At 64.2% G+C, this 11,345-nt stretch carries 9 protein-coding genes; 4 read left to right on the forward strand and 5 right to left on the reverse strand.

Going from position 1 to position 11,345, the window contains the following annotated elements:
• Positions 1-114 precede the first annotated feature (114 nt).
• The 3 genes from AWB82_RS31030 (at position 115) to AWB82_RS31040 (ending at position 5,110) form a co-directional block, all read left to right on the forward strand.
• Complete coding sequence (locus AWB82_RS31030) at positions 115-2,094, forward strand: DNA topoisomerase IV subunit B (RefSeq protein ID WP_086973139.1); 1,980 nt, start codon at positions 115-117, stop codon at positions 2,092-2,094.
• Positions 2,095-2,120: 26 nt separating this feature from the next.
• Positions 2,121-4,439 (forward strand): DNA topoisomerase IV subunit A, encoded by a 2,319-nt coding sequence (gene parC / locus AWB82_RS31035; RefSeq protein ID WP_086973127.1) that lies wholly within the window; start codon positions 2,121-2,123, stop codon positions 4,437-4,439.
• A gap of 212 nt (positions 4,440-4,651) precedes the next feature.
• Positions 4,652-5,110, forward strand: coding sequence for a CopD family protein (locus tag AWB82_RS31040; RefSeq protein ID WP_086973128.1), 459 nt, complete (start codon positions 4,652-4,654; stop codon positions 5,108-5,110).
• A gap of 1 nt (position 5,111) precedes the next feature.
• Here AWB82_RS31040 and AWB82_RS31045 read toward each other — a convergent pair whose 3' ends face one another.
• Entirely contained in the window at positions 5,112-7,556 is a 2,445-nt protein-coding gene (locus tag AWB82_RS31045; RefSeq protein ID WP_086973129.1) for a bifunctional diguanylate cyclase/phosphodiesterase, read from the reverse strand.
• 68 nt (positions 7,557-7,624) lie between these two features.
• Here AWB82_RS31045 and AWB82_RS37785 point away from each other — a divergent pair, with 68 nt between their 5' ends.
• Positions 7,625-7,828 carry a hypothetical protein gene (locus AWB82_RS37785; RefSeq protein WP_086973130.1) on the forward strand — a complete coding sequence of 68 codons (204 nt, stop codon included), beginning with the start codon at positions 7,625-7,627 and terminating at the stop codon, positions 7,826-7,828.
• Between the two features lie 183 nt (positions 7,829-8,011).
• Here AWB82_RS37785 and AWB82_RS31055 read toward each other — a convergent pair whose 3' ends face one another.
• The 4 genes from AWB82_RS31055 to AWB82_RS31070 all read right to left on the reverse strand — a co-directional run.
• Positions 8,012-8,911: a PhzF family phenazine biosynthesis protein gene (locus AWB82_RS31055; RefSeq protein WP_086973131.1), complete on the reverse strand. Its 900-nt coding sequence runs from the start codon at positions 8,909-8,911 to the stop codon at positions 8,012-8,014.
• A gap of 95 nt (positions 8,912-9,006) precedes the next feature.
• Entirely contained in the window at positions 9,007-9,468 is a 462-nt protein-coding gene (locus AWB82_RS31060) for a RidA family protein (protein WP_086973132.1), read from the reverse strand.
• Positions 9,469-9,533: 65 nt separating this feature from the next.
• Positions 9,534-10,730 carry an aminotransferase-like domain-containing protein gene (locus AWB82_RS31065; RefSeq protein WP_086973133.1) on the reverse strand — a complete coding sequence of 399 codons (1,197 nt, stop codon included), beginning with the start codon at positions 10,728-10,730 and terminating at the stop codon, positions 9,534-9,536.
• A 103-nt stretch (positions 10,731-10,833) separates the two neighbouring features.
• A partial coding sequence (locus tag AWB82_RS31070; RefSeq protein WP_143756930.1) for a DMT family transporter occupies positions 10,834-11,345 on the reverse strand: 512 nt, incomplete at its 5' end.

Consider the following 11,345-nt stretch of genomic DNA (forward strand, 5'->3'; position numbering starts at 1 on the left):
GTCGCGTCGTGGCATGTCCCCGCAAGCGTCCGAGAGCCGGATCAACGTTCAACTATGTCCACGAAAAAATGCAGCGCAATGGCGACAGGCACCGAACGGGGCCAACGCCTCGTCATGAACGCCAAGGCAGCCGGCTACAGCGAAGCATCGATCAAGGTGCTCAAGGGCCTGGAGCCGGTCAAGCAGCGGCCCGGCATGTACACGCGGACCGAGAATCCGCTGCACATCATTCAGGAAGTGATCGACAACGCCTCCGACGAAGCGCTCGGCGGCTACGGCAAGCAAATCATCGTCACGCTGCACAACGACAACTCCGTGTCGGTCGAGGACGACGGTCGCGGCATTCCGTTCGGCATGCATCCGGAAGAAGGCGTGCCCGTGGTCGAGATCGTGTTCACGCGACTCCACGCGGGCGGCAAGTTCGATAAAGCCGCGGGTGGCGCCTATACGTTTTCGGGCGGTCTGCACGGCGTGGGCGTCTCGGTGACGAACGCGCTCGCGACGCGTCTCGAAGTGACCGTCTGGCGCGACAACAAAGTCGCGCAACTCGCGTTTTCCAATGGCGACGTCATCGAACAACTCACCACGCGCGCGGCCGAACGCGGCGCGAAGAAAAGCGGCACGCGCGTGCGCGCATGGCCGAATCCGAAGTACTTCGATTCCGCGAATCTGCCGCTCGGCGAGTTGCAGCGTCTTCTGCGTTCGAAGGCCGTGCTGCTGCCGGGCGTCGAAGTGGCGCTCATCATCGAGAAGACGGGCGAGCGTCAGACCTGGAAATACGAAGACGGCCTGCGCGGTTATCTGCTCGAAGGCATGGGCGGCAGCGAATTGCTGATCCCCTTGTTCGAAGGCGAGCGCTATGCCGAAAGCTCGAAGAACACCGAGGAAACCTTCGCGGAAGGCGAGGGCGCGTCGTGGGTCGTCGCGTGGAGCGAGGAAGGGCCGCTTCTGCGCGAATCCTATGTGAATCTGATTCCGACGCCCGCGGGCGGCACGCACGAATCCGGCTTGCGCGACGGCCTGTTTCAGGCGGTGAAGAACTTCGTCGAGATTCACAACCTGCAGCCGAAGGGCGTGAAACTGCTCGCTGAAGACGTGTTCGCGCGCGTGTCGTTCGTGCTGTCCGCGAAGGTTCTCGATCCGCAATTTCAAGGGCAGATCAAGGAACGTCTCAATAGCCGCGACGCGGTGAAGCTCGTGTCGTCGTTCTCGCGTCCCGCGCTGGAGTTGTGGCTCAATCAGCACGTCGAGTACGGCAAGAAGCTCGCGGAACTCGTGATCCGTCAGGCGCAGGCGCGCACGCGTGCCGGCCAAAAGATCGAGAAGAAGAAAAGCTCGGGCGTCGCCGTGTTGCCGGGCAAGCTCACCGATTGCGAATCGACCGATATCGCCCGCAACGAACTGTTCCTCGTCGAAGGCGACTCGGCGGGCGGCTCCGCGAAAATGGGCCGCGACAAGGAGTTCCAGGCGATTCTCCCGTTGCGCGGCAAGGTGCTGAACACTTGGGAAACGGAACGCGACCGGCTCTTCGCGAACAACGAAGTGCATGACATCGCGGTGGCGATCGGTGTCGATCCGCACGGTCCGGACGAGAAGATCGATCTGTCGAATCTGCGCTACGGCAAGATCTGCATTCTCTCCGATGCGGACGTCGACGGCGCGCACATTCAGGTTCTGCTGCTCACGCTTTTCTTCAAGCATTTCCCGCAGCTGATCGAGCGCTCTCACGTGTGCGTCGCGCGTCCGCCCTTGTTCCGCGTCGATGCGCCCGCACGCGGCAAGAAGCCCGCGCAGAAGCTTTACGCGCTCGACGAAGGCGAACTTGAAGCGATCCTCGACAAGCTGCGCAAGGACGGCGTGCGCGAAACCGCATGGACCATCAGCCGCTTCAAAGGTCTCGGCGAAATGAGCGCCGAGCAGCTCTGGGACACGACGATGAACCCCGACACGCGCCGCCTTCTGCCGGTCGCGCTCGGCGACCTCGGCTTCGATCTCACCGTTTCGCGCATGACCATGCTGATGGGCAAGGGCGAAGCGGCATCGCGCCGAAGCTGGCTCGAAGAGAAGGGTAACGAAGTCGAAGCGGACATCTGACGCGAACGCATTAACACGGATATTCGATGGGAATCACAGACGATCTCTTCGCCGAACAGGCAGCACCGGACGGCGAACAACTGACGCTCGGCGATTACGCCGAGCGCGCTTATCTCGACTACGCGGTGAGCGTGGTGAAGGGCCGCGCGCTGCCCGATGTCTGCGACGGGCAAAAGCCCGTGCAGCGCCGCATTCTCTACGCGATGAGCGAGATGGGCCTCGCGTCCGGCGCGAAGCCGGTTAAGTCGGCGCGCGTGGTCGGCGATGTGCTTGGCAAGTATCACCCGCACGGCGATCAATCGGCGTACGACGCGCTCGTGCGTCTCGCGCAGGACTTTTCGATGCGCTATCCGCTCATCGACGGTCAGGGCAACTTCGGCTCGCGCGACGGCGACGGCGCCGCGGCCATGCGATACACCGAAGCGCGCCTCACGCCGATCGCGCGTCTTTTGCTCGATGAAATCGATCAGGGCACGGTCGATTTCATGCCGAACTACGACGGCTCGTTCGAAGAGCCGAAGCGCTTGCCCGCGCGCTTGCCGTTCCTGTTGCTGAACGGCGCGTCGGGTATCGCGGTGGGCCTCGCGACCGAGATTCCGTCGCACAATCTGCGCGAAGTCGCGCAGGCCGCGGTCGCGATGATCCGCGATCCGAAGATCGGCCACGCCGGTTTGATGGAGAAAGTGCCCGGGCCGGATTTCCCCGGCGGCGGGCAAATAATTTCCTCGCCGGCGGAAATCTCGGCCGCCTACGAGACCGGACGCGGCAGCCTGAAAGTGCGCGCACGCTGGAAGATCGAGGAACTGGCGCGCGGGCAGTGGCAGGTCGTCATCACCGAATTGCCGCCGGGCGTGTCGAGCCAGAAAGTGCTCGAAGAAATCGAGGAACTCACCAACCCCAAGATCAAGCTCGGCAAGAAGACGCTCACGCCCGAGCAAGTGCAGACCAAGCAGTCCATGCTCGCGCTTCTCGACGCCGTGCGCGACGAGTCCGGCCGCGACGCGCCCGTGCGGCTCGTGTTCGAACCGAAGTCGAGCCGCCTCGATCAGACCGAGTTCGTCAATTCGCTGCTCGCGCATACGAGCCTCGAATCGAACGCGACGATCAACCTCGTGATGATCGGAGCGGATGGCCGGCCGCGTCAGAAGGGCATCGTCGAGATCCTGCACGAGTGGATCGGCTTTCGCTTCGTCACGGTGACGCGGCGCACGCAGCATCGCCTCGGCAAGGTCAACGACCGCATTCATATTCTCGAAGGACGCATGATCGTCTTCCTGAATATCGATGAAGTCATTCGCATCATTCGCGAGTCCGACGAGCCGAAGCAGGCGCTAATCGCGCGCTTCAATCTCTCCGACCGGCAAGCGGAGGACATCCTCGAAATCCGTCTGCGTCAGTTGGCGCGGCTGGAAGCAATCAAGATCGAGCAGGAGTTGTCCGACTTGCGCGATGAAAAGGCCCGGCTCGAAGAACTGCTCAACAGCGACGCGGCGATGAAGCGCGTGCTCATCAAGGAAATCGAAGCGGACGCGAAGCAATACGGCGACGACCGCCGCACGCTCATCCAGCAGGAAAAGCGCGCGACGTTCGAGACGCGTGTCGTCGACGAACCGGTGACGGTCGTTGTGTCGCAAAAGGGCTGGGTGCGCGCGCTGAAGGGCCACGGGCTCGATCCGGCGGGCTTCACGTTCAAGCAGGGCGATGGCCTCTACGCGGCGTTCCTGGCGCGCACGCCGGATTCGCTCGTCGCGTGGGGCAGCAAGGGGCGCGTGTATTCGGTGCCGGTTGCGGTCTTGCCGGGCGGACGCGGCGACGGCGTGCCGGTAACGTCGCTGATCGAGCTGGAATCGGGCACGCATCTGCTGCATTACTTCGCGGCGAATGCGGATCAGCCGCTGCTGCTGGCGTCGAGCAACGGCTTCGGCTTCATTGCGAAGCTCGGCGACATGGTGAGCCGCCAGAAGGCCGGCAAGTCGTTCATGACCATCGATGAAGGCGCGGCGCCGCTCGCGCCGATGCCGGTTATCCCCGGCGCGAACTATGTCGCGTGCCTGTCGAGCGCGGGCAAGCTGCTCGTCTTCGGCATGGACGAGATGAAGACGCTGTCGGGCGGCGGGCGCGGCGTCATCCTGATGGGCCTCGATGCGAAGGAAACGCTGCGTCAGGCGCTCGCGATCGATGCGCGCGGCGTGGTCATGATCGGCACCGGTCGCGGCGGCAAGGCGAAGGACGAGAAGCTCAGCGGATCGCAATTGCAACTGCATCTGGGCAAGCGCGCGAGGAAGGGGCGTGCGCCGGATTCGTCGTTGAAGGTGACGGATTTGCGGCCGGTCTTCGAGGGATGAACCTCGACGCCGCATGAGGCGATGCCGATATAACGGCATCGCGCGTGCGGACATCATCGATAAAAACGCCTCGTCGCGAACAAGCGGCGAGGCGTTTTTTTACGGGGTTATCTCAAGCCGATTTGACCTGATGCGAAACTGATGTGGAACTGACGTGCGCTGACTTAGTCGAACGGCCGAACTTCAGTCAACGAATCGAGCTCGGGAACACAATGAACAAAGCCATCGAAGCGGCGCTTTTTCTGCATTTGCTCGGCGTCGCCGTCTGGATAGGCGGAATGGTCTTCGCGCATTTCTGCCTGCGTCCCGCGCTCGGCGATCTCACGCCGCAGATGCGCCTGCCGCTTTGGGAATCGGTCTTCGCGCGCTTCTTCAACTGGGTGGGCGCCTCGGTGATCGTGATTCTGCTCACGGGCGGCTTCCTGCTCATGGAATTCGGCGGCGGCCACGCGGCGTGGACGCTGCACGCCATGGCCGGTCTCGGCATCGTGATGATGCTGATCTTCGGTCATATCCGCTTCGCCGTGTTTCCGCGCATTCGCCGCGCGGTGCAGGCTCAGAACTGGCCCGATGGCGCGCGAGCGGTCGGCACCGTGAGACGGCTCGTCGTGATCAACCTGGTGCTGGGCGTCGTGACGATCGGCACGGCGGTGTTGTCGCGCGGCTTCTGATTCAACCGCCGCGCTCGTCGGTGAGCGCGGTGCTCGGCGTCTCCGATCCCTCGCCTTTGATCGAACGGGGCGATTGTCCGCGCGGCCATCCGCACACGCCGAAGCGATCGAGCAGCGCCTGCACGCCATCCGCCGGAACCGGACGCGAGAACAGAAAGCCTTGCGCTTCCACCGGGCCGAGCGCGGCGAGCCACGCGATCTGCTCCTCGCGCTCCGTGCCTTCGACGACCACCGTCAGCCCGAGCGAGCGCGCCAGATTGACGATTGCCGACACCATCACGCACACGCTGCGGTCTTCGGGAATCGCCTGAATGAACGAGCGATCTACCTTCAACGTGTCGACCGAGAAGCGGTTCAGATACGACAACGACGAGTATCCCGTGCCGAAGTCGTCGAGCGCGATGCGCACGCCCAGGCGCTTCAGCGCGACGATTTTCTCCTGCACCAGTTCCGGATACTCGACCATCACGGTTTCGGTGATTTCGAGCTCCAGCTTGTCGGGCGGAATGCCGCTCGTCTCGATCGCGCGCGCGACCGTCTCCAGCAAGTCGCCGCGCCAGAACTGCACGGCCGAGATGTTCACGGCGAGCGAAAGTCCCGTATAGCCGTCGCGCTGCCATTGCGCGAGCTCCTTGCACGCGGTGTGGATTACGAAATCGCCGACCGCGACGATCAGTCCGGTCGATTCCGCCACAGGTATGAACTCGTTCGCCGGAATGAGACCGTGCTGCGGATGATTCCAGCGCACCAGCGCCTCGAAACCGGTAATGCAGCGGCGCGTCAGATCGATCTTCGGCTGATAGACGAGGAAGAGTTGCTGCTCCGTCAACGCGACGCGCAGTTGCTGTTCCCACTTCATGAGATGGTCCGCGCGATGCGACAACTGCGGCGAATAGAACTGATAGCAGTTCCGGCCGGCGTCTTTCGCGCTGTACATCGCGAGGTCGGCCTTCTTCAAGAGATCGATCTCGCTCTCGTTCGACACCGAGAAGAGTGCGATGCCGATGCTCGCATGCAGCACGAACGCGCTGCCGCGCACGTCGAAGGGCGTGGCGAACATCGTCGAGATATCGTCGGCGAGCGTGACCGCGCGCTGCTCGACATCGTCGCCCTTCACGACGACCACGAACTCGTCGCCGCCGATGCGCGAGAGCGTGCCGCTTTGCCCGACTGTTTCCGCGAGCCGCGAGGCCGTCATTTGCAGCACGATGTCGCCGGCGTTGTGACCGAGCGTGTCGTTCACCGTCTTGAAGTTGTCGAGGTCGATGAACAGCAGCGCGAGCCGCCCGATGTTCTCCGGTTGCGCCACGTCCAGCCTGAGCGCGCGCAGCGTCGAGTAACGGTTGCGCAGGCCTGTGAGCAGATCGTATTCGACGAGATGCGTCATCTCGCGCTCGCGCCCGAGCAGCTTGCCGATGAGACCCGTCGCGACCGCGAAGAAGCCGAGCATCGCGAGCGAGATGAAGCTCGCCATCAGCAGATAGACGTTGCGCGTGTGGTTGTAGTCGATCATCTCCTCGCGCTCGGAGAGGCCGACGAGCACGCCGAGCGGATAGCCGTCGATATGCCGGTACGACATGATGCGCTTCACGTGATCGATCGGATCGACGTAGATGCCCGACGCATGGTCGGTCGTCGGATACACGCCGGTCGCGCTGAACGCGGCGTGGGCGCGATCGCCCGGGGCGCTGTGCGCATTGCCTTTCGCCGCGGCGCTCGCGGCGGTATTCGCGGCGGCGCTCTCGGCGAGGCTGCCGCCCGTGCTGCGCGCGAGCACGGAGCCGTTGTCCGACACGACCGCGATCACGCCTTCGCGCCCGATCGACGCGACGTTGTAGAAGTCGTTCGTGAAATACGCCGGGTCTTCCGACACGACCACGACGCCCGCGAACGAGCCGTCGGCATGATTGAGCCGCCGCGTGATCTGCAGCGTCCAGAGCCCGGACACGCGACCGCGCACCGGGCGGCTGATGTAGAGCAGATCGTCGTTCGAATGCGCGTGGACCTTGTAGTGCTCGCGATCGGAGAGATCGATCGGCTTCGGATGCGGATCGGAAGTATTAGCAATCAACGTCCCGTATTCGTCGATGAGCGAAACCTGCACCAGCGTGTCGCTCTGCACGACGCCTTTCTCGACAGTTGCGACCAGATCGAAGTTGTCGGGCGACTTCTCGTACTCGTATTTGACGAAGCGCGTGATCTGGTCGACCTGATGGATCGCCTTGATGGTGTGTTGTTCGAGCGCCGACGAGAGAATGGCGGCGGACGCCATCGATTCATGCGTGGTCGCTTCGCGCTCGACCGAGAGCCGGGCGAAGATCACCGCCCACAGAAGCACGAGCACGAAGGTGCCGAGCACGGGAATCGCGAGAAGCGCGCGCCGGCGCCGCACCGACGGCGCGCCGAAGATGGTGTCGGAGAAGGCATGGGAGCGCGTGCGCTTCATGGGGCGTCCGTCAGCGCGCTGTCGCCTGGCGCCTTGCATGCTGCGAACTGCGCGAGTGGGATGAAGCGATGCATGTTTTGAGGCGTTCGACCGAAACGAGTGAATATACCGTGCGCGGCGCGCAGCGGATGATCGGCGGATGCTTTCTCCGAGAGCCGATCCACATCTCGATCAACGTCAAGAGCGCGCGCGACGGCCGTTTCGCGAGCCGTTTCCTGCAGCAGCGCCCGAAGCCCGGCATGAGCGAGACGGCGAGCATTCGGTGTCATTAAATGCATACGTTTGCGCTGCGGCGCGAGCGGTTCACTCTCTCACGACGCCTGTCGTTTGCCGATGTGAACCGTCATTGCGTTCCGATCCCCGATTGTTCAGATAGTAGCGAAGCCACCAAAATTAAGAAAGGGGCGGCGCTTGGGGGTATACGCGCGGCCTCGCGCAGCACGTAGGTCATTGTTTCAGATACGGAATGTGCCGTCGATCACAGTTACCGAAGCACCGCCGATCCAGATCGGTGCGCCGTCGCCCGCGTCGTCGTATTCGATACTCACGCGGCCTTCGCGGCCGAGCGCCGTGCCTTGGCGCACGGTGAAACTCTGGCCTGGCCGCTGGTCCTGCGCGCGCAGCAGGGTGGCGAGCGCGGCGTTCGCGCTGCCCGTCACCGGATCTTCGATGTTTTCCGCGCCGAGCAGGATCACGCGCAGTTCGAAGGTCGCGGGTTCGCCGGCTTCGTGTGGGCCATACACGGCGATGCCGTGCGTGCCCACATCCGCGACCAGCGTCGCAAGCGACTCGCGCGCCGCGCCGCGCAGCGACATCGCGAGGCACTGCGCCGCATCCTCCACGCGCACGACGAGCCACGGCGCACCGTTGTCGACGGCGGCGGGCGGCGCGCTGAAATCGATTACGGCGGGCGCGAGTGCGGCGGCGAGGCGCTCGCTTTGCGCGTCGGACAGCGGCGCGATGGCGGCGGGCGGCGCGGCGAACGCCCACTCGCCGCCATCGACGTTGCCGCGCTCGGCGAGCGTCACGAGTCCGATGCCGCATTCCTGCACGAGCCGGCCGGGCGTCTTCGGCGTGTAGCCAGCATCGATGAGCGCGTGCGCACTGCCGAGCGTCGGATGCCCGGCGAACGGCAATTCGACCGCCGTCGTGAAAATGCGCACGCGATAGTCGGCGCGCGGATTGGTCGGCGGCATGAGAAACGCCGTCTCCGACAAATTGGTCCAGCGCGCGATTTCCTGCATGCGCTGCGTCGTGAGGCCTTCGGCGTCGAAGATCACCGCGAGCGGATTGCCCTTGAACGGAACCGGCGTGAAGACATCGACCTGTTTGAACTGAACGGTGCGCGAGGACATGAGCGTGAGGAGTTGGGGCAGGACACAAAAAAACCCGACGGCGTGAGCGCGTCGGGTTTCGCTTGAAGGGCGACGGAAGGCGCGCCTTATGTGCTTTACGCGACTTCCGCGATCAACTCGATCTCGACGCACGCGCCGAGCGGAATCTGCGCGACGCCGAACGCCGAGCGCGCGTGCTTGCCCGCATCGCCGAAAATTTCAGCGATCAATTCGGACGCGCCATTCGTGACGATGTGCTGCTCGGTGAAATCGAAGGTCGAATTCACGAGGCTCATTACCTTGACGATCCGCTTCACGCGGTTCAGATCGCCGACGTGCGCGTGCAGCGTCGCGATCAGGTCGATGGCGACGCTGCGCGCCGCAGCCTTGCCTTCTTCGGTCGAGATGTTGTCGCCGAGCTTGCCGACATGCACCTTACCTTCCTTCTTCGCGATGTGTCCGGAGAGATACACCGTGTTGCCGCTCTGCGCGCTCATCACGTAAGCGGCGGCGGGCGCGCCCGCGACGGGCAGTTCGATGCCGAGTGCCTTCAGCTTGTCGTATACGTTCGATGTCATCGGTTGCTCCTCGTAACTGGAAACTGGGTGAACGCGCGCGAAGTCCGTCCGCGCGGCTCGAAGAATCAGACGCTCGCGCGGATCAGCGCGCCGAGCTTCGCCACGCCTTCGTCGATCGTGGCGGGCGGCACCGTCACGAACGAGAGACGCATCGTATTGTGCTCGGCTTCGTTCGCGAAGAACGGGCCGCCCGGCACGAAGGCCACGTTTTGCGCGATCGCCTGCTCAAGCAGCTTCATCGTGTTGATGTGCTTCGGCAGCTTCAGCCACACGAACATGCCGCCTTCCGGCCGGTTCCATTCGACGCCCGGGGGCATGTGGCGTTCCAGCGCGTCGAGCATCGCCTCGCATTGATCGCGGTAGAGCGCGCGGATCTTGGGCACGTGCGTGTCGAGGAAGCCGTCCTTGATCACTTCGTACACGATGCGTTGCGTAAGGCTCGGCGTGTGCAGATCGGTAGCCTGCTTGGCCTGCACGAGCTTGAAGTGCAATTCTTCGGGCGCGATGATGTAGCCCACGCGCAGGCCCGGCGCCAGCACCTTCGAGAACGAGCCGAGATGCACGATGTGATCGGGCGACATCGACAAGAGCGTGGGCAGCGGGGCGCCCGCGTAGTCGAGCGCGCCGTAGGGATCGTCCTCGATTACCGGGAACGATGCCTTCTGCGCGAACGCGGCGAGCGCGCGACGGCGTTCGAGCGGCAGGCGGCGGCCGGTCGGATTCTGGAAGTTCGGCTGCGCATAGAGGAGGCGCGCGTTCGCGGTGAGCGCGGCGTCGAGCGCCTCGGGGATCAGGCCCGATTCATCGGTCGGCACTTGCGCGTAGTGCGGTTCGAACAGCGAGAACGACTGCAGCGCGCCGAGATAAGTGGGCGTTTCGACCAGCACGCGGCTGCCCGGATCGATGAGCGTCTTGCCGAGCAGATCGAGCGCCTGCTGCGAGCCCGTCGTGATGAGCACCTGCGACGCACGGATATGCGCGCCGTTCACCGAGTAGCGCGCCGCGACCCACTCGCGCAATGGCATGTAGCCTTCGGTGGCGCTGTATTGAAGCGCGGCGGCGGGCTGATCGCGCAGGATGCGCTCCGACGCGTGGCGCATTTCCTCGACGGGAAACGTCGCGGGCGAGGGCAGGCCGCCCGCGAAGGAAATGACTTCCGGCCGCTCCGTGACCTTCAGGATTTCGCGAATCGCCGAACTGGTGAGCTTGCGTGCGCGTTCGGAGAGTTGCCACGGCGTGGCGCGGAGATCGGCTTGATTCATGAAATGCCTCGATTGTCTCTGGGGTTATGTCCCTCGCAGCGCGAACCGCGAGTTTTTGCGTCTGGGCGGAGGAACTGCAATGCGCAATTATCGCGCGAGTGCGTCATCTTGCGTGCGTCGTGGCGGCGGCGACCGCCGCCGGTTGCGGCGCGGCGCGCACGGTGGCCTTGCGGCCAAGCACGACCGTCACGATGACGGCGGCCGCGTACAGCCACGTCGACGCGCTCACGTGCTCGCCGAAAAAGAGCGCGGATAGCGCCATCGTGAAGAAGATTTGCAGCAGTTGCACTTGCCCGACGCGCGCGATGCCGCCCATCGCGAGTCCGGCGTACCACGCGAAGAAGCCGATGAATTGCGAGAACAGCGTCACGTAGCCGAACGCGAGCCAGGTCTTGAGCGCGAGCGGCTCGGGGTGCGTCGCGTGGCTGCCGAACAATTGCGCCCACGCGAGCCAGCCGACCGGCAGCAGCAAGATCGGCGCGCAGAGCACGAGCGCCCAGCAGATCACCTGCCAGCCGCCCATCTGACGTGCGAGCCGCGCGCCTTCCGCGTAACCGAGCGCGCCGATGCCGACCGCGACGAGCATCAACAGGTCGCCGGCCTGCAGTCCGCCGC

The organism is Caballeronia glebae, from assembly GCF_001545035.1.
Lineage (GTDB): Bacteria > Pseudomonadota > Gammaproteobacteria > Burkholderiales > Burkholderiaceae > Caballeronia > Caballeronia glebae.